General features: G+C 61.0%; 19 protein-coding genes and 4 pseudogenes. 14 read left to right on the top strand and 9 right to left on the bottom strand.

Features of this window, described 5'->3' with window-relative positions:
- Positions 1-135 precede the first annotated feature (135 nt).
- Positions 136-750, bottom strand: a complete 615-nt coding sequence (locus LB524_RS23000) for a response regulator (protein WP_224530395.1) — start codon at positions 748-750, stop codon at positions 136-138.
- Between LB524_RS23000 and LB524_RS22995 the strand changes: the two genes are divergently transcribed.
- Positions 750-998, top strand: coding sequence for a hypothetical protein (locus LB524_RS22995; RefSeq protein WP_224530394.1), 249 nt, complete (start codon positions 750-752; stop codon positions 996-998). The two genes, LB524_RS23000 and LB524_RS22995, sit on opposite strands and share 1 nt — an antisense overlap.
- 363 nt (positions 999-1,361) lie before the next feature.
- Here the strand turns inward: LB524_RS22995 and LB524_RS22990 are convergent, their stop codons facing one another.
- Entirely contained in the window at positions 1,362-1,535 is a 174-nt protein-coding gene (locus tag LB524_RS22990; protein WP_224530393.1) for a hypothetical protein, read from the bottom strand.
- 94 nt (positions 1,536-1,629) lie between these two features.
- Here LB524_RS22990 and LB524_RS22985 point away from each other — a divergent pair.
- From LB524_RS22985 to LB524_RS22975, 3 genes and pseudogenes are all read left to right on the top strand, one after another.
- Positions 1,630-2,348 (top strand): annotated as a pseudogene (locus LB524_RS22985) (SOS response-associated peptidase).
- Positions 2,349-2,661: 313 nt separating this feature from the next.
- Positions 2,662-2,886, top strand: a pseudogene (locus LB524_RS22980) (IS5/IS1182 family transposase); the annotation flags it as partial.
- 126 nt (positions 2,887-3,012) lie between these two features.
- Complete coding sequence (locus LB524_RS22975) at positions 3,013-3,270, top strand: hypothetical protein (protein ID WP_224530392.1); 258 nt, start codon at positions 3,013-3,015, stop codon at positions 3,268-3,270.
- 215 nt (positions 3,271-3,485) lie between these two features.
- On the opposite strand, the gene LB524_RS22970 is transcribed toward LB524_RS22975, so the two are convergent.
- Together LB524_RS22970 and LB524_RS22965 are read right to left on the bottom strand one after the other, a co-directional pair.
- Positions 3,486-3,794 (bottom strand): hypothetical protein, encoded by a 309-nt coding sequence (locus tag LB524_RS22970; RefSeq protein ID WP_224530388.1) that lies wholly within the window; start codon positions 3,792-3,794, stop codon positions 3,486-3,488.
- Positions 3,795-4,161: 367 nt separating this feature from the next.
- On the bottom strand, positions 4,162-5,076 hold the full coding sequence (locus LB524_RS22965; RefSeq protein WP_224530382.1) for a LysR family transcriptional regulator: 915 nt from the start codon (positions 5,074-5,076) through the stop codon (positions 4,162-4,164).
- Positions 5,077-5,211: 135 nt separating this feature from the next.
- Here LB524_RS22965 and LB524_RS22960 point away from each other — a divergent pair, with 135 nt between their 5' ends.
- The 4 genes and pseudogenes from LB524_RS22960 to LB524_RS22945 all read left to right on the top strand — a co-directional run bounded on the left by LB524_RS22960 (position 5,212) and on the right by LB524_RS22945 (position 8,605).
- Positions 5,212-6,495, top strand: coding sequence for a serine hydrolase domain-containing protein (locus LB524_RS22960; RefSeq protein WP_224530379.1), 1,284 nt, complete (start codon positions 5,212-5,214; stop codon positions 6,493-6,495).
- Between the two features lie 64 nt (positions 6,496-6,559).
- The gene (locus tag LB524_RS22955; RefSeq protein WP_224530376.1) at positions 6,560-7,087 is read left to right on the top strand and encodes an SRPBCC family protein; all 528 of its coding nucleotides are present in this window, start codon (positions 6,560-6,562) and stop codon (positions 7,085-7,087) included.
- Positions 7,088-7,174: 87 nt separating this feature from the next.
- A pseudogene (locus tag LB524_RS22950) lies at positions 7,175-7,678 on the top strand (lipocalin-like domain-containing protein).
- 39 nt (positions 7,679-7,717) lie between these two features.
- On the top strand, positions 7,718-8,605 hold the full coding sequence (locus LB524_RS22945; protein WP_224530372.1) for an NmrA family NAD(P)-binding protein: 888 nt from the start codon (positions 7,718-7,720) through the stop codon (positions 8,603-8,605).
- 199 nt (positions 8,606-8,804) lie between these two features.
- Here LB524_RS22945 and LB524_RS22940 read toward each other — a convergent pair whose 3' ends face one another.
- Entirely contained in the window at positions 8,805-9,779 is a 975-nt protein-coding gene (locus LB524_RS22940; protein ID WP_224530370.1) for a LacI family DNA-binding transcriptional regulator, read from the bottom strand.
- 114 nt (positions 9,780-9,893) lie between these two features.
- Here LB524_RS22940 and LB524_RS22935 point away from each other — a divergent pair, with 114 nt between their 5' ends.
- Positions 9,894-11,150 carry an MFS transporter gene (locus LB524_RS22935; RefSeq protein ID WP_224530369.1) on the top strand — a complete coding sequence of 419 codons (1,257 nt, stop codon included), beginning with the start codon at positions 9,894-9,896 and terminating at the stop codon, positions 11,148-11,150.
- Positions 11,151-11,421: 271 nt separating this feature from the next.
- Positions 11,422-11,975: pseudogene (locus tag LB524_RS22930) on the top strand (recombinase family protein).
- Between the two features lie 287 nt (positions 11,976-12,262).
- On the opposite strand, the gene LB524_RS22925 reads toward LB524_RS22930, so the two are convergent.
- The gene (locus tag LB524_RS22925; protein ID WP_224530367.1) at positions 12,263-12,472 is read right to left on the bottom strand and encodes a hypothetical protein; all 210 of its coding nucleotides are present in this window, start codon (positions 12,470-12,472) and stop codon (positions 12,263-12,265) included.
- A gap of 243 nt (positions 12,473-12,715) precedes the next feature.
- The gene (locus tag LB524_RS22920) at positions 12,716-12,943 is read right to left on the bottom strand and encodes a hypothetical protein (RefSeq protein ID WP_224530365.1); all 228 of its coding nucleotides are present in this window, start codon (positions 12,941-12,943) and stop codon (positions 12,716-12,718) included.
- 451 nt (positions 12,944-13,394) lie between these two features.
- On the opposite strand from LB524_RS22920, the gene LB524_RS22915 reads away from it, so the two are divergent.
- The 4 genes from LB524_RS22915 (at position 13,395) to LB524_RS22900 (ending at position 15,597) form a co-directional block, all read left to right on the top strand.
- On the top strand, positions 13,395-13,565 hold the full coding sequence (locus LB524_RS22915) for a hypothetical protein (protein ID WP_224530364.1): 171 nt from the start codon (positions 13,395-13,397) through the stop codon (positions 13,563-13,565).
- A gap of 547 nt (positions 13,566-14,112) precedes the next feature.
- Complete coding sequence (locus LB524_RS22910; protein ID WP_224530363.1) at positions 14,113-14,490, top strand: hypothetical protein; 378 nt, start codon at positions 14,113-14,115, stop codon at positions 14,488-14,490.
- Between the two features lie 533 nt (positions 14,491-15,023).
- Positions 15,024-15,197 (top strand): hypothetical protein, encoded by a 174-nt coding sequence (locus LB524_RS22905; RefSeq protein WP_411909933.1) that lies wholly within the window; start codon positions 15,024-15,026, stop codon positions 15,195-15,197.
- Entirely contained in the window at positions 15,172-15,597 is a 426-nt protein-coding gene (locus LB524_RS22900) for a hypothetical protein (protein WP_224530361.1), read from the top strand. Before LB524_RS22905 ends, LB524_RS22900 begins: the two co-directional genes overlap by 26 nt.
- A gap of 493 nt (positions 15,598-16,090) precedes the next feature.
- On the opposite strand, the gene LB524_RS22890 is transcribed toward LB524_RS22900, so the two are convergent.
- Both LB524_RS22890 and LB524_RS22885 read right to left on the bottom strand, forming a co-directional pair.
- Complete coding sequence (locus LB524_RS22890; RefSeq protein WP_411909932.1) at positions 16,091-16,294, bottom strand: MucR family transcriptional regulator; 204 nt, start codon at positions 16,292-16,294, stop codon at positions 16,091-16,093.
- 82 nt (positions 16,295-16,376) lie between these two features.
- Positions 16,377-16,754 carry an ArsR/SmtB family transcription factor gene (locus LB524_RS22885; protein WP_224530358.1) on the bottom strand — a complete coding sequence of 126 codons (378 nt, stop codon included), beginning with the start codon at positions 16,752-16,754 and terminating at the stop codon, positions 16,377-16,379.
- Between the last annotated feature and the right edge of the window lie 233 nt (positions 16,755-16,987).

Below are 16,987 nucleotides of genomic sequence, written 5' to 3'. Positions count from 1 at the left end.
GTAAGCCGTCACCTCGTGTCGCCGAAATCTTATGGAACTCCCACAGTCCAAAGATTGGCGAATTCTCCCTTAAAATCTGTCCGGGAGTCTGACGTCGGCGTTACTACGCGCCACCCGTTCCTTGCCTTGCTCATGTCACACAGGGGCCTTGAGTAACGTCGTCAGCGCTGTGACCACCTGAGCCATGAAAAAGGGTTTGTGGATCATGATGCTATTCGACACTCCCCCACGTGAAGCAGCGGGGTCGGCGGTGACGTAGACGACTGCAATCGTGGGATTTCCCAGCCGAGCGTATCGGGCAACTTCCCAGCCCCGCTGTTTTCCTGGCCCGAGATGAATATCGGTGACGAGAGCGCTGATTTGCGATGGTTGGCCGTCGAAAACCATCATTGCAATTTCGGCATTGCTGGCGAGGAACACTTCGAAGCCGGCTGAGGCGAGTGCGAATTCAAGGTCAAGCAATATGACCGGCTCGTCTTCGGCAACCAGGACTTTGCAGCCATGCATCGTGGACCGTCCGTTGAGCGTTGGCGCGCGAATCCTTTCCAACAATGAACGGACGGGTATGTTCCAGCCACGGATGGCAGAATCGCTATATGAGTCGGCAGCGTCTTCGAAGTGATCGCGAAGGCGATGCAGCACCGCGATGGCAGCTTGGCCGATTGACGAAAAGGACTTGCCAACCGTGTCGGGACGAGGAATATAATCCTTTCTGTTGCGGCGACCCTTCAACGAAACGGAGATCGCCAATGGCCCGGTCCAAACCATCAAAACAGCTTTCGCAGGCTGAAATCGAGCGCTTTCTAGTGGCGGCGGAAGCGCTGCACAAAAGCATCGTGAAGCCGTTTATATCGCCACACTGCGAGCACTACCGTGCCACGCGGATCCTGCATGAGGCGCTGTTGAAGTCTGTGCGGGAAGTGACGGGGAAGGAAGTCGAGTTCATCCAGTGGAATACCACGGGGCCGGTGCGGCCTGCGCCTTCCTCAAGCAACTGATGTGGGCGGCCCAGTTGCCGGGGGGTGCTTGGCTTGGGGCCGGCAACCTAGGAGATCACCCCTAAGCCGAAGAAGCGCTAACGGGCTCGGCGCAGTCGGCGACATATCCTGTGATAGATTGGCGAGCTATGAAGGTCACGGGCTGCGTGCGTGAATAGCAGGACGACAAACAGAACCACCACTGCGGATGCGAACCCGGTAACAAGAGCCATCCGCGCAAACTACGCTGACGTCGGGATGTTCCTTACGAATCAGTAAGTCGTTGATCCATGCAAAGGCGACTAACCATCGGGGCCGGCTGTGAACGGCACCTTTGCAGCTCGGTGGGCCTCCACCCGCCAAAACTAAAGGCCCGCTGCCCGCTCACCGGTAGGCAGCGGGTTTCGCCACTGTCTCTCCCGAGGCACCCGCTTTCAGCCTCACGCCAGCGCCGCCCTTGACCATCTCGCCGATGCCAAGGCGGTTGGCATCAAGCGGGGCGAAATCGACGAGGAGGTTAACAGCCTCTATCGCACCATCATCGACGCGATTATGCACTTCGATCCCGGCCTGCCGGAGTGACTATGTCAGCTTGACTCGTTCACAATGCGTTCCCATTTTGGTCTTCCCTTAGGTAATTGCCGGCTCCAAAATGTGCGGACGCGTTTTCGTCAAGACCACAATCCCCGACATGGTTCGTCGGTCGAGTTCGCCCACCCTGGCGAGGTCGAGCGGCTTGGCAACAGCTTTCCTCTCTGGAACGGCGCGCCAAGCCTGACCTATCCGATCATCATCCGCGAATAGCTCTCGACCAGCATGGCCGGCTTCGTGTCGGCGCGCTGGGGCTTGGTCCCCGGTTGGGCTCGGGACGGCGGCGGCCGCCCGCCACCTGTCAACCCCCGGTGTGAGACCATCGCCAGCAATGGCTTGTTCCGCAAGGCTTACAATTCGCGCCGCTGCCTGGTCCCCGTCGACGGCTATTTCGAATGGCAGAAGCTCGACGCCTCGGGGAAGAAGAAACAGCCTTACGCCGTCGCCATGAAATCTGATGAGCCTTTCGCCATGGCGGGCATCTGGGAAGAGTATGCCGACAAGATAACCGGCGAGCTCGTGCGGACCTTTGCTATCGCCACTTGCGAGCCGAACGATCTGATGGCGACGATCCACGACCGCATGCCGGTGATCCTGGCGCCGGCCGACTACATGCGCTGGCTTGGCCCGGAGCCGGATCCTCGCGACCTCATGAAGCCCTTTCCGTCCGATCTGATGAAGATGTGGCCGATCGACAGCAAGGTCGGTTTGCCGCGCAACAACACGCCCGACATCATCGATGAGATCGGTCGCGGGCCTACTGATCTGTTTGACGTCTAGGTTCTGGGTTTTGCAGTCCGCTGCCACGACACATGGGGCATCGGATCGTCGCTCCTTTGCACTCGGCTCGGTGCACCCCCTTCGGGCAACAAGTGCTGTTTGAGCTCAGCCACTTTGCGCATTGAAAAACCTTGCCGGCGCCGAGACATTGCCGACACCCGAACTTCCTAAACTCTGCCAAGTACCACCTGCCCACCTACCTGAGACGGCAAAAACGTCAGGGGCATAAAATAGTTTCACCGGCTAATCCACGTCCGAGATTTTGCCGTTCGTGAGGTGCGTCTCGATCTTGCTGAGCAATGCCGTCACCGAGCGAAGGGCTTGGGCCAACATCCCTCCCAAGGCCAACCGCAAGGACCCGATCTGCTTCAGCGCCTTCCTCTACAAGGCACGCAACCTCGTCGAGCGCTTCTTCAACAAGGCCAAGCAGTTCCGCCGGATCGCAACCCGATACGACAAACTGGCGGAAAACTACCTCGCTGCCCTCAAGCTCGTCTCAGTCCGCATCTGGCTACGCGATAATGAGTCTACGTCCTAGCACTCTGGCGCGCTCGCGCGGCGCGGGCGTTATGCCGTAGGGAAGCCTGATCGGTTCGTCGCTCATCCGCGGAAAGATTCCATAAGACCACTTGACGGGCAAGGAATTTGTTCCTTTTCTGTTCTCATGGCGCACGATCCGATCGACACGCTGGGGAAGGCGACCCGGCACAATATGCTTGTGAAGGTGGAATGCAGCTGCGGCAACTATGGCGGCGGTGTTGATCCTTTGAAGCTGAAATTCGACTGCAACCGGTGCAAGCCATCGATCAAGATCACGCTCCTTGAAGTCCATCCGGAGCACCTTCCGAAGCGTCTGATGATCCACAAGCCGATGAAGGTGGACGGCAAGATCACCTGGTACACCGAAAGGTTCAGGGGATGAGCGGTTCTTTCTCGGAGCGTTGCAAAGATGCCCGCCGGGTACCTCTGCAACCTACCTGGCGGGCCTAGGCCGTTACCTGTGGCAAGCCTCACAACCCGTCGCGGCCCGCTAAGGTGGCTGCCTAAGACGTGGTTGCCCCAACGTAACTACACAGACACCACACAGCCCACAAAGCACTGTTGCGGCGCAATGCTTTGGTTGGCCGGCCCTACAAACTACCTCTGGTCGTTGTACGGTTCCTTGGTCTGCCCGACCTGCCGCGCCAGCTCCGAGAAGGGCGGCACCCCGGTCTCGTCCTGCGAGAGATTGGCGAGCTGCAGCAGCCTCAACGGGAAGCAGATCGCATCCCTGTTGGCCGGCGACATGTCCTCGTAGACCCGCTCTTCGCCTGTAACTGAAGCTTCAGCCTTGCGCAACGCATCGTCGATGGCATCTATCGACAACACCCCATTGTGGACGAGCGCGTTGTTGACGGCCGCTACTGCCATCATCAGCCCCTCGAGTTGCAGGTTGGCGACGTTCATCAGTTGCTCCGTTTGGCTACGTCATTCAACTCGATGCATGCCAGGAGGTTCCTGCATGACTTAGGCCCGCTATTAAGAGGTAGGCCCGGAGTTCGCGCACACCGCTTCAGGCGCCCCGGCAGAAGTGTCAGGAGCTGCCCCCTTCACATAGCTCACCTGGGCGGGATCGCATCGACATCCATGCCACTGCCGTGAAGAGGGTCTGCGCACATTCAACGCGCAGATCTTGGAAGCATGCGAGTGGCGGCTCTCCATCACGTCATGGCAGCGGCGCTGAAGCGAGCGCATGGACTCCTTAGCTCGACGCGGCAACACCGCCATAGGCCGGCTTCTACCGCTATCAGCCCGGTTCGGGATAAAGCGGCGGTCATCCGTGCCCCGTCCCGGAGCGACAGACCTCCTGAACGAAATCCAGGAACGCTCGGACCTTCGCGGGCGGCAGGTGGCGCGAGGGGTGATAGGCATAGAGCGGATAGCGCTCCTCCGACCAGTCGGTGAGGATCGAGACGAGTTCGCCGCTCTCTAGCCAGCGGCCCAGGCCAAGCTCGAGACTCTGAAAGATACCCTGTCCGGTAAGGCAGGCCTCGACAGCCGTGGATGGGTCGTCGGTCGCCACCCGTCCCCGGACATCGACCTCGAACTGGCCGCCGCTCCGATCGAAACCCCACGGAAAGGGCAGGCCGGTCCGGGGATCGCGAAACAGGATCGTTTCATGATCGACCAACTCGTGCGGTGTCGCGGGCACTCCGTGCCGATCGAGATAGGCCGGCGCCGCGCATGTGAGCACCCGCGTCTCCAATATCTTGCGCGCGACCAGTGAGGCGCCGTCTGCGGGACCGAAACGCACCGCCACGTCCACCCCCGTCATCATCTCCTCGCGATGATTGCTGACGATCAGGTCGAGCGAGAGCAATGGATACCGGCCGAGAAAGAGCTGCAGGTTGGGCGCCAGTACCGTGCGCGCGAACCAAGGGTCGACATTGACCCTGAGCTTGCCGCTCACAGTCGCGGCAGCGCCGGCGGCTTCACCCGCCGCTTCCTCTATCCCGGCGAGAAGCGGCAGCACCTGGGCATGGAAATGCCGGCCCTCCTGCGTAAGCGTCACGGAACGTGGCGTGCGGTCGAACAACCGCACGCCCACGCGCGCCTCCAGCCGCGCAACGGCCCGGCTGACGCCGGAGGGCGTCAGGCCCAACGCCTCGGCGGCCCGCGCGAAATTGCCGGCCTCGGCCACCGCGACCAGGACCCCAACACCTGTCAGGATACGCGCGTCGAAGCTCAACGCCATGCCTCCATGATGATTTTGAGGCACTATAGCACTGATCTTTATGCGCTCCACTCATCGTTGGCCATGGGCTAAATGGGAACGGCAGCGAGCCGGGAAGGCCCGTCGTGACCAACCAAATGGAGAATTCCGATGCAGAACATGGATCGTCGTGTGTTCCTGGCCCGTGGGGGCTTGATTGCCGCCGGCGCGGCGCTTGGCACCACAGCCTTGCGGCCCGTAGCGGCACACGCGCGGGACACTGGCAGGTTTGGCGCCATCGATGCGGCGCTGGGCGAGGCCGTGGCGAACCGCAACGTGCTGGGCGTTGCCGCCATGGCCGCGACACCCGATGGGATCGTCTATGATGGCGCATTCGGCGATGCCAATGTTGCGACCGGCGCGCCGATGCGCAACGATACGGTCTTCTGGCTGCTGTCGATGACCAAGGCCTTCACCGCGACCGCGGCGATGCAGCTGGTCGAGCAGGGCCGGATACGGCTCGACCAGCCCGCCGCCGAGATCCTGCCCGAACTGGCTGCGCCGAAGGTCCTCACTGGCTTCGATGGTGCCGGCCAACCAATCCTGCGCCCGGCAAAACGGCCGATCACGGTGCGCCACCTGCTCACCCATACGTCCGGCTACACTTATTCCGTCTGGAGCGATGCGCTCACCCGGTACGAGAAGGCGACGGGCATGGCGGACATCGCCACGTCCCAGAACGCCGCCTTCACCGCGCCGCTCGAGTTCGAGCCCGGCGAGCGCTGGCAATACGGGATCTCCATGGACTGGGTCGGCAAGCTCGTCGAACAAGTAACCGACCAGTCGCTCGAGGTCTATTTCCGCGAGAATATCTTCGAGCCGTTGGGTATGAAGGATTCGGGCTTCCTGATCGGCAGCGCGCAGAAGCGGCGCCTCGCGACCTTCGCCAATCGCCAGCCGGACGGTGATCTCAAGCCAGCACCGTTCGAAATGCCGCAACGCCCGGAATTCTTTTCGGGCGGCGGCGGCGCCTTCAGCACGCCGCGCGATTATCTCAATTTCCTGCAGATGCTGCTGAATGGCGGCAGCTTCAACGGCGCCCGGCTGCTCAAGCCAGAAACGGTCGCGCAGATGATGACCAACCAGATCGGCGACTTGAACGTGCGCCAGATGCGGTCGGCGCAGCCGGCCTATTCGAACAGCTTCGACCAGTTTCCGGGCCAGCCGCACAAATGGGGCCTCTCCTTCGACATCAACACCGAGCCTGGCATCAATGGCCGCGCGGCGGGGAGTATCAGCTGGGCGGGGCTGCTCAACTGCTATTTCTGGCTCGATCCGGCAAGCAGGGTCACCGGTGCGCTCTTTACCCAGATACTGCCCTTTTACGACGAGCGCGTCGTGGCGCTCTACGGCGCTTTCGAGCGCGGCCTCTACCGGGGGCTGCGCCGCGCCTGAGCGGGCAGCTTCCTCCACCCCGCCTGACAAATTCCTCCACCCAGCTTGACAAAGGAGAATGAAAATGAAGACGCCAATCGACATGAAAGGCCGCATGACCAGCGATCTCGCCACCCGTGACCCGGATATCCACTGGCCGGCGGGATTCGAGCCGGATCGCGCGGATCTGTTCGCTCACAACGAGGCCCGGCTGAAGGTTTCGTGCAACACGGTGTGGCAGCAGATCGTCGATGCACGGGCATGGCCGACCTGGTATCCCAACGCGCAGGACGTGACCCTGCTCGACGGTGCGCCATTGCTCGGCCCCGATGTCCGGTGGACCTGGACGACCTTCGGCTTGACGATCGAGAGCCGGGTGCATGAGTTCGTCCCCGGCCGCCGCCTGGGCTGGTTCGGCAGCGCGCCCGGCGAGGCGCCGGCCTTCTACCATACCTGGCTGCTGAGGCCCGACGGCGATGGCTGTCACGTGGTGATGGACGAGGCCGGTGTCGGCTCCGGTGCGGCCGCCTTCCGCAAGGCCGATGAGGGCCGCATGCATCGCGGTCACGCGCTCTGGCTCACCACGCTCGAATGGGTGTCCCAGGGCCGCTGAGCGCGCCCGGACATTCCAGCTCGGCCGCGCTGGCATCCAAGCGATGGCCCGGCCTTTCCGGGCGCCGAACCCCAGGAGTTCGTCATCATGACCAAAGATTCCAGCACCGTCGTCACCGCGGGCAGCCCAGCCCTGGCCGGCTCGCTGCGCGAGGCGCTCGTCGGAGCGTGGCGGCTCGTCTCCTGTGTCGAGACCGACGTCGAGACCGGCGAGGTCTTCCTGCCGATGGGCCCAAATCCGATGGGCTTCATCCTCTATACGCCGGACGGCTAGATGTCGGCGCAACTCAGCAGCCCGGACCGCGCCCATTTCGCCAGCGGCGACATGTATCGGGGCACGCCCGAGGATTATGTCGCGGCGGGCACTTCTTATCTCGCCTATTCCGGGCCCTATTGGGTCGACGAGGCGAGCCGCACGGTCGAGCACGGCATGGCCGTGAGCCTATTCCCCAATTGGCAGGGCCAGCACCAGCTGCGCATTCCCGAACTCGACGGCGACACGCTGGTGCTCGCCACTGATCGGCCGACCCTGTTCGCCGGCGGCATGAAGACCGCGCGCATCACCTGGCGTCGCGCCGCCCCGAACCTTTGAACAACCCGAACCCTTGAACAACAAGAGGAGGACATCATCATGTATGCAATCACCGGAATCACGGGCAAGGTCGGCGGCGCGCTGGCGACGGCGCTGCTCGTTGCCGGCCTGCCCGTTCGCGCGGTCGTGCGGGACGCGGCCAAGGGCAAGGAATGGAAAAAACGGGGTTGCGAGGTTGCGATCGCCGAGATGGAAGATGCCAACGCGCTTGCCGCCGCCTTCCAGGGCGCGGAGGGTGTGTTCATCCTGCCGCCGTCCGACTTCGACCCGGAACCGGGCTATCCGGGTGCCCGCCGCGTCATCGAGGCCGTGCGCACGGCGCTTGAAAGGGCACGGCCCGGCCGCATCGTCTGCCTGTCTACGATCGGCGCCGATGCCGAGCAGGACAATCTGCTCACCCAGCGCACCTTGATGGAGCACTCGCTCGCCACGCTGGCGATCCCCGTCACCTTCCTGCGTCCGGGTTGGTTTCTAGACAACGCTGCCTGGGACCTCGCCTCGGCGCGGGACGAGGGCATCATCCGCAGCTTCCTGATGCCGCTCGACAAGCGTTTCGCGATGGTGGCTGCGAAGGATGTCGGCCGTACCGCGGCCGCGCTGATCCGCGAACGCTGGAGCAGTGCGCGCGTGATCCGGCTGGAGGGGCCAGCCCGCGTCTCGCCCAATGATCTCGCCGCCGCCTTCTCGAGCGCACTGGGCCGGCCGGTCCATGCTGCGCCGGTGCCGCGCGAGACCTGGGACGCACTATTCCGCGCGCAAGGTATGCGCAATCCGCTGCCGCGCATCCGGATGCTCGACGGCTTCAACGAAGGCTGGATCGATTTTCCCGAAGAGGATCGCGATGTGCTGAAGGGGAGGACAAGCGCGGCAGACGTCGTCACCGCGCTCATGCGGGCGACCCCGGGCGTGGAGACACCGGAAGCCTGATCAAACAGCACCGCCGCCTCCGGCAGTGGCGCATCGACACCTGACGAATGTCTGGTTTCAGAACTGCGCCGAGAACCGATGAATGGCCGACATCAGGCGCAAGGCGGTCTGGGTGCTACCGATCCTGGATCGGACATTCGCGGCTCGGTTCACTCAGGCCAGAAGCTGCCACCAGTCCCACCGACGGGCAGGGTCTGGCTTACAGCCTCGGTCCAGTCGAAGAACGAACAATCAGGGTCGCCTTCATCGCTATCAATTGTTCGACCGGCTTGCCACCGAGGAGTTTGGTCAGGACACCGACGGCTTCGCGGCCCATCTCGGCCGCGGGCATCCGCATCGTGGTGAGGGCAGGCCGCAGAAAGCTGCTCGTGACGTAGTCGTCGAAGCCGATGACGGACATCTCGGACGGCACCGCGATTCCAGCGTCTGCCAGTGCGGCCATTGCACCGAGTGCATGTCGATCCGTCGAGGCCACCAGCGCGGTCGGGCGCGTCCCTTTTACCAGCTCATGGGTGGCATGATAGGCATCGTCCTCGCCCAACAATCCCTCAGTCACCTGGAATTCGAAACGCTCGCTGGTGCCCTCAAGGAATTCCTTCAGCCCCTGGCCACGTTCTCGGAAGTCATGCCAGGTGTCATGCGCCGTCAGATAAGCGAAGTGGCGGTGACCGAACGACCAGAGATGTTCTCCGGCGGCCCAGCCTGCGGCGCGGTTGTCTGTGAAAATAAACGGGAAGCCAGGATTGGCCTGTGTTCCGATGAGGACTATTGGCACTGGCGACGTCTCGGGCGTTCGACCGACAACATGGTCATCCGCACCAGCACAGACGATCAGGCCATCCACTTGCTGGGCGAGAAGACGATCGATAACCCGTTCACGCGTGGCCTCATCGCCATCGGTCAAGCCAAGCTGCATCAGAAGGCCATGATGCTTGGCGGCCTCGTCGATGCCTTCGACCATTGCGGCATAGTAGGGGTTGCGCAGAACTGGCGCCACGACGCCGATGACGTCGCTTCTTGCGTTGGAAAGGCTACGAGCCAGTGCGTTGGGAACATAGCCGAGCATGCGGGCCGCCTCTTCCACTTTGAGCCGAGTGTCTTCCAGTACCTTGTAGCCCGACTTGGATAAGACCCGCGAAGCTGTTGCCACCGATACCCCGGCCGCTGCGGCCACATCTCGTATGCTGCTCGCGCCAGTCCCTGTCCCGCCCAAGAGAGGTCTCCACTGTTGACGACACGATGGCGCCGAAATAAGGCTAAGTAACCGGTTACTTGATGGACGTCCGTCGTGCAAGCCAAAGCCTCTCAAACTGCCATTGAACGGGTAATGCGTTCACCGCTCTGCCTTGGCGCGACGATCGCAATGTTCCTGTCCGGCCTTGGAACGTCAGCTGCGGCCCCGCAGATCGTGCTGTTTCTCGTCAAGGAACTGCAAGTGTCGTTGCCTGCAGCGGGCCTGTTCTATCTTACGAACCTCATGGCCCCCATCGCTGGCTACCTGGTCGGCAGCTATTCGGACCGGACTGGCAATCGGCTGGGCCTATTCCGCATATGCGCCTTGGCAGGCTTCGCAGGCTGGGCGGCGATCGCCATGGCCAGCGACGCATGGATGCCCTTCGTGATCAGCGCCGTCGTCCTCGGCTTTTCGGGCGCCGCGGCCTCGCAGGTCTTCGCGGCTCTTCATGACGACATCAGCCGCAATCCGGGCGGCAATGACGACAGCGTGGTGGCGATCGTGCGAATGGCGCTGACGGCGGGCTGGGTAGTCGGACCTGTATTGGGGGCCTGGCTCGCGGCACAATATGGCCTGCGCACTATGCTCTGGGTGACGGCGGCCTGCTTCTTGCTTCAGATCCTTCCACTCGGAACTATGAAGGTTATTGCCAATCCCAAGGCCGCCGTGGACCCGCTCAAGCAGGCCGCCACGTCGGCGGATTGGCGAGCCATGCTGCCGCTCCTCGCCTTCACGGGTCTGTTCATCCTGGTCTATGCGGGGGAATCGATCAAATACGGTTTTCTGCTGCTCTATATGGAGGAGAGCCTTCACATCGAGGCAGGGATACGCGGCGCGGTTATCGGCATTCAGCCTCTTGTCGAACTACTCATAATGCCGTTCAGCATCCTCCTTGGGCGTCGGGTCGCCTTCATGCGCCTCATGGCCGTTGCCGCCGGCTGTGCAGTCCTGGCCAACGTTTGCTTCGCTCTCTGGCCGGATGTCGTCGGGATGTTCGCTGGACAGATTCTCATGGGTGTCGTCTGGGGTATTTTTGCCGCCTTGGGCATTATCGTCGCCCAGCGGCTACTGCCTCAGGCCGTGGCGACTGCATCTGCAATCTTCATGAGCTCCACCGCCCTTAGCAGTGCGCTGGGAGGCGTGGCTGGCGGATTGGGCGTCGCTGTGATTGGGCTCCCCCATGTTTTTCTGCTCCCAGCAGCCTTCTCGGCGCTCGCGGTCGTTGGATTGCTGGTCATGGCAAAATCGATTTCGCTCGATCGAGACAAGTCAGTTCCAAACGCCCAGCCGGAACCTATCGGCCGGGTTTGATCGAGATCTCCGCCCCATCCATGAGCGGCATAAGCGTCCGATTCTGCAGCGCGCGCCCGATAGCCGCCAGTCCGCAACTACCCCATTCGGGACTCTGCCCCAGACAAGGCTGGACAGTCGGCTTTCAGGACATGGCGCGCGGCGTCTGAACGACCGGAATGGGCGCAAAACTGCCATTCGCATTGTGCCCTCACCTGTGGTGCGGATCAGCTTGACTTCAACTATTTGCGGCAAGGTAGCATCGAGCCTCAAAACGTTGAGGTGACACCAAATGGCTCGCATTGGATACGCTCGCGTCAGCACAGTAGACCAGGACTTAGAGACGCAGCTCGCAAAGCTAAAAGCCGAGGGATGCGAGGTCATTCGCTCGGAGCGGGCGGCAGCCGCGACGGTCGCGCCGAGCTGGCAACCATTTTGGATTTCCTTCGCCCGGGCGACGAACTGGTCGTGACGCGCCTTGACCGGCTCGGGCGCGACACCCGTGACGTGCTCAACTTAATTTACGAGTGCGAGCAGAAGGGCGCCTTCGTTACGGTACTCGAGCCGCACGTTTCGACCCGGGGTGAGATGGGCCATGTCGTTCTGACCGTGCTGGGCATGGTCGCGCAAATGGAGCGCCGGCAGCGTGAAGGCATCGAGCAGGCCAAGCGCGAAGGCGTGCACAAGGGCGGCAAACAGCGGCTCGATTATAACCGCGTTTTGCAGATGCACTCCGATGGAAAACGTCCCTCGGAGATCGCGAATGCGGTCGGCTGCTCAAGGATGCAGGTCTACCGGATTCTCCAAACGAGCACCCTCCCATGCGGAAAGACAGTTCCCAGCTAAATTGCTGTCGGAACGGACGCAGCCTTCGCTTGAGCTTCCGCTCATGCGATTTGCGCTGTCGCTCTAGAAGGCGCATGCTCCACTAGCCCCGGTCCCCTCAAGCCGGTGTATGGCCCCCGGCCTGCGAAGTCTCGTGTCACCTTGACGAGCAGGTCGGGTTCCATCGCAGAACTGGCGCCGAGTCTGTTTCGGTCGTCGGGATCGTAAAGTTGGGCGGCTCGTTTCGGCTTCGCTCATGCCGGGCCCGGAGAATAGGCATCGACGCAGCCATGAAGCGGGGGCCGATCTCACCGTCCCAGCGGTAGTTTGGACACCGCCATCAGTTCTTCCTCGTCTCTAATCCCGGCCTGATAGTTTGCTATGATACGAGAAGCGAGCGCTCGACGATGCTCTGGCGACTGGCCCTCGGTTTTCAACTTCTCGAACACTCGGCCAATCAAGGCCACTTCGGATGACTCGAACACGCCAGCTTCTGTTGCTTTTTGGTAGATCGGCATGGAACTTCCCTCACTGCACCGCCGCAAAACTAATCTCAGTTCGAGATTCGACGCAAAGCAAAAACGAATCGGCGTTTGAGCCACCCCTGACTGATGCCTAGGAGAAGCTGGAAAGCAGACACGTACACGGGCCGCCCGCCCCAGCGGACTTGCCGCTGCCGCCCGGAACGATTTCGGAACGGAGCGAAGCGTACGAGTGCTTCTTGGCAGATGCGTCGGGGAATCGCGCGGCCGAGCTCGCGATCAAGGAACGGCCGCGTCGAACTCAATTGCAAATCCCGCATCAATCGCGCTTCGCGCAACGAAGTTGCCGAGTTCCCAATCCGTCAGTTCGCAAACCGGAAAAGCTCGTCTGGTTGCTTGAATAACCTCTGCTATCGAGATGCACGGCCTCCCGATGTCACCGATCAGCTGGCGAATGATCGCTTGGCGAATGTCTGAAGAAGCAGCCTTCTGGGCGGACGCAAGCATCCGGCCACCTATGGATGGAGCTGGGGGGCTAGCCATCGGCTGAGTTTGTGTCGAAGGCCATTGGTACGCCGTGAACGAGGGATGCGGTCGCCAGCAACTCCTCCAACTCGCGGTCGGTAGTCCTGCATGCTGGCATCAGTGTCGATGGCCACAAAAGCCAAAATCCTCAGGCGTGAGGGTATTCAAGACGTCGTTGCGAAGCGTGGATTGAGGCATGGCTCTTCTCCCTATCGGGCAAGAGCATGTATCTCTCACTGTCGGCGGCATCCGACGAATCTGGCGGCCGATGAGCGAGCCTACGCCCCATTGGCGCGTTTGGCAAAAGGCTGCGCGCCAAATTGCCAATGGCCTCGTTAAGCATGGATTAACCACGACACACAGGCTCGCGGATCGTGAATGAACGAACCGGATAGGCGGCGGTTAAGCTCGTGCTTCCAAAGAGGACCACGTCTTGTTCGCGACCGCCTTCGCTTTGCTGATCTCGTTCTCGGTCAGCGTTGCCCTCGTTTCATGGGCCGCGCCGATCACCGCGCAAGCCATTTCGCTCGACGTGCAGAAGTCCATCGACGGCTGGCAATTGCGTCAAACAGTGTCCGATGCGCTGAACAGAGAGCCCAAGTGATCGATATGCGCGCTGGATCGGAATGACCGTCGTGACCATGCTGGAAAAGCCCGCCCCGGCGTCAGCCGAGACGAGCTATCTCCCCTCCAGTGCTTCATCGGGCAATCGACAGATGTGCAATGTGTTCCTGCGTTGCACAGACTGCCGTGGCGACCCAGCAGTAGCAGCGCCAGCGAAACCATCCATTAGACCGCAACGGCTGCACACCCGTGAGAGATCTGAGACCGGACAGGGCAATTGCTATTCCTGCGCGAAACGCCTCTCCTTCCTCTTCCAAGGAACATCGCAACGCAGTTTGCTGAATCCATGGTCCCCCATCCCTAAAGGCGACCGGGGTGTACCCGCCCCCAACCCGGCGTCGGTCGCCTACTCTTCGGGCAGGTCGAACTGTAGCTAAGTTTCGACCTCGCTGCTCCTCGTCACGAGCAGAATTTACGAGTAGCCATTAACGCAGTTTAATGCGCCAAGTTGGTGACGGATTAGAGTTTGTAGTTGGTGCTTCCGATCCGCTCTTCGGCAGCTTCGTCGGACACACGGAGAGAAGCATATGAGACACAAGCGCCCCGTGATCTCAGCCTTTGATTTCGACGTCATGAAAAACGCTCTGAAAGCCATAATCGCAGAGGGCGACATCCCCGAATGCGAATGGGACAAGCAAGCTCGCAACCTCGCGAAAACCTTTTCCGGCATCGAGGCAGACGAGACAATGATCAGAGTCCTGCTTGAGACCTGTCGGACGTGCGCGGCCAACGCGTCCGAAGAGGAGCGTCCTGCCACGCGCGCTCGTGGTGCTCACGTCAAAGGGAGGCGGCGCAATGTTCAGCGTCCACGGGAACTGCTTGCCCGCAGCCGTCATCATTTGTGCAAAGGGGAAGCCGAGCGCACGGGTCCAGATGGCCCGAAATGCGAAGTTCTTCCCGATTAAACCATCGGATGTGTTGGAAGGCCTATGGCTTTATGCCTTCTCCTTGTGATCGGACCTAGGTCTCGGTTGCTTCCGACTGAAGCCCAGCACCCGGAACCACCGACTTTGCGCGAAGTTGGGTTGCGGCTCGGAACTTTCTCACGTGTGATGGTGGTCGAATGGCACTCTCCCGACGACTACTAATGTGCAAAATGACGCTCGAATGTCCCCATTTCGGTTTCGCTTTGAAGAGGGCAGGCAGTTGGTTTCAGGTCGTTTCCTCGCACCGCTGCGAGAGATGTCAACGCCAGTTTCGGATCACCTATAGCAACAAGCTCACACTCTTCGCCAAGCATGAGCAGGATTCAGTGCTTGAGGCCCAGCAGCGCTAATTCCTGGTTTTCATCGGAGTGATCCCCGCGCAAGTTACGGCATTCCAGATCACAACCTCGGCACCCCACACCGCCGCCAATCCACAGGATTTTCGAATGATACTAAATGGAACTGTCACATCCCCTGCCTTGGGGATGCGCGTCGCCAGCCTTCGAGCCAGAATGCAGGCGGCCGAGATCACCGAACGCGAATTGATGACCTTCCAGAAGGTCGCTGCGATCATGGAGGACGGACTAGGTCGTATCGATGGTGACGATCTTATCGCTGCCACCTTCGTCAACCATCTATCGCCGGACAACGTCGCCGACCATGCCGACACTCAGCAGACTGTTTGACTCCCGGACCGAAGCAGCCAAAGCCGCAGCCGACCTCGTGGCAGCAGGGATTGGCCGCGTACGAATCGCCGCTATCGGACCCTACCGCAACGAGTGCGCTGGCTTTGGGACCGCTCCAGCTGCCATTCTTGCCACGGTATTCAGCGGAAGCGCGGTTGTGGCTTTTGTGATCGACCCTCACGGTGCATGGTTCTCGCCGACAGCACTGGCGGGGCTCGCTTGCGCCAGCATTGCTGGCGGGCTGATCGGATCAATGGCAGCTGCCGCGTTGAGGCAAGATGGTGCGGATCCTGTCGAGGGGATCGTCTTGGTGACGGCGCATGTCAACGACGCCGAAACTGAAATCGCGCTGGCAGTACTCGGCGTCTCTTCGACCTCATGCATGGCTGAAGCGGCGTGATCATTCCTGATGCATAGGCAAGCCAATGACAAAGAAGAGATTCCAACGGGGTTGCCACCGTCACACCTTAGCCTTCCGCCAACCGGCCCACCAAGCTTCCCATTGGGAACAGAACCAGCGCTCGCCTCGGGCCGGGTTCACGCGCGTCGCCAGATAATATGCTTGGCCGGGCATGTGATAGATATGCTCGCCGCGCTCATTGATATTCCCCTTGATATCGCAGCCCGCCTTCCGAAAAGCCATCTTACTTGATGAACCTCCTCCTGTATGAACCCGCGGGAGTTGGTGCTGATCGTTGGTCGCAACATAGGCGACGGAGGTAAATCCAAGCAGCACTAGGACCAGCGGAAGGCGAGCGGCAAGAAGCGAGCGCCACCATGTCATTCGCCGTCCCTTCAATTTGGGATGAACTGCTCTGCCCATAACCCTCTCCCGCGAGGGAGAATGCGTCCGTCAGGGGCGGATGTCTAGAAGAGCAGGTCGCAGCCCGTGTTTACGCCTTAGCTTTGCGCTTCGCCCGTGCCTTTTTGGGCGCGGTTTTGGTGGGCATCCTCTTGAGGCCAAGGCCAATGGATTTCGCGAGAATGGACCGCTGAGCCGCGTAGCTCGGCGCCACCATGGGATAGTCTTTTGCGAGACTCCATTTAGTTCTGTACTGGTCAGGTGTCATGCCCAGCAAACCAAGGTGGCGTCTCATAGATCGATGCGACTCTTCAGAGCTTGGCTAAGAGGTAGACTCGCATAGCCGGGGCGCCAAGAAGATGACCCCTTTCTCGATCCTATCCCAGCGGAAGTTGGTCGCTTTCGGCGATATCGCTAAGAAAGCCAACCACCATCTTCGCCTGTTCGGATGTACAGGAATAGAAGCGCCGTTTACCTTCGGTACGGGATCGGACGATTCCGAGTTTGGCCATCCCGCTCAAATGCTGTGAAAGGGCGGACTGTGTCCCGCCCACCAGAGAAAGTAGGTCCGACACGGATTTCTCACCATCCATCAGGTGAACGACGATCAGCAATCGCTTGCTGAAGCCTAGGGCTGCGAATAGCCGCGAGGCAACGGACAGCTGCTCTCGCGACGGTTTTCCCTGAACGGGGCGGGTGCGAAGGGCGGGATCCGCTTTGATTTCCGCAAGGCGTTGCCGGACGTACGAGGCCAAAGGAGGAGCTCCAACAAAGGGCCCGATTTGCCTTGGTGATCAAACAAGTGTCAACACTCCACACAGCAAAAAGCCCGCCTGTACGACGGGCTTTCTGACCGGCCGGAGGCCAGGAGAGTGCGGCCAAAACCTCACGGCTGATTCCGCAGCCTCTTCGTACCCGTCCGGCGAACACCGCAGGTATTGAAAGTTAGCTGAGGAGCTTGCTGCACCCAACGACCGAGGTATGCTCA

Source organism: Mesorhizobium sp. ESP6-5, assembly GCF_020164695.1.
In the GTDB taxonomy this organism is placed as follows: domain Bacteria; phylum Pseudomonadota; class Alphaproteobacteria; order Rhizobiales; family Rhizobiaceae; genus Mesorhizobium; species Mesorhizobium australicum.
The sequence above is the reverse complement of the archived record's forward strand: the minus strand, read 5'-3'. Positions and strand labels throughout refer to the sequence as shown.

Bases quoted from the DNA above. Each gene is read 5' to 3' on its own strand.
- LB524_RS22975 (WP_224530392.1), top strand. From the start codon at position 3,013: ATGGCGCACGATCCGATCGACACGCTGGGGAAGGCGACCCGGCACAAT.
- LB524_RS22905 (WP_411909933.1), top strand. From the start codon at position 15,024: ATGCAGGCGGCCGAGATCACCGAACGCGAATTGATGACCTTCCAGAAG.
- LB524_RS22970 (WP_224530388.1), bottom strand. From the start codon at position 3,794: ATGAACGTCGCCAACCTGCAACTCGAGGGGCTGATGATGGCAGTAGCG.
- LB524_RS22910 (WP_224530363.1), top strand. From the start codon at position 14,113: ATGAGACACAAGCGCCCCGTGATCTCAGCCTTTGATTTCGACGTCATG.
- LB524_RS22925 (WP_224530367.1), bottom strand. From the start codon at position 12,472: ATGCCGATCTACCAAAAAGCAACAGAAGCTGGCGTGTTCGAGTCATCC.
- LB524_RS22890 (WP_411909932.1), bottom strand. From the start codon at position 16,294: ATGAGACGCCACCTTGGTTTGCTGGGCATGACACCTGACCAGTACAGA.
- LB524_RS22920 (WP_224530365.1), bottom strand. From the start codon at position 12,943: ATGCTTGCGTCCGCCCAGAAGGCTGCTTCTTCAGACATTCGCCAAGCG.
- LB524_RS22900 (WP_224530361.1), top strand. From the start codon at position 15,172: ATGCCGACACTCAGCAGACTGTTTGACTCCCGGACCGAAGCAGCCAAA.
- LB524_RS22945 (WP_224530372.1), top strand. From the start codon at position 7,718: ATGTATGCAATCACCGGAATCACGGGCAAGGTCGGCGGCGCGCTGGCG.
- LB524_RS22955 (WP_224530376.1), top strand. From the start codon at position 6,560: ATGAAGACGCCAATCGACATGAAAGGCCGCATGACCAGCGATCTCGCC.
- LB524_RS22960 (WP_224530379.1), top strand. From the start codon at position 5,212: ATGCAGAACATGGATCGTCGTGTGTTCCTGGCCCGTGGGGGCTTGATT.
- LB524_RS22995 (WP_224530394.1), top strand. From the start codon at position 750: ATGGCCCGGTCCAAACCATCAAAACAGCTTTCGCAGGCTGAAATCGAG.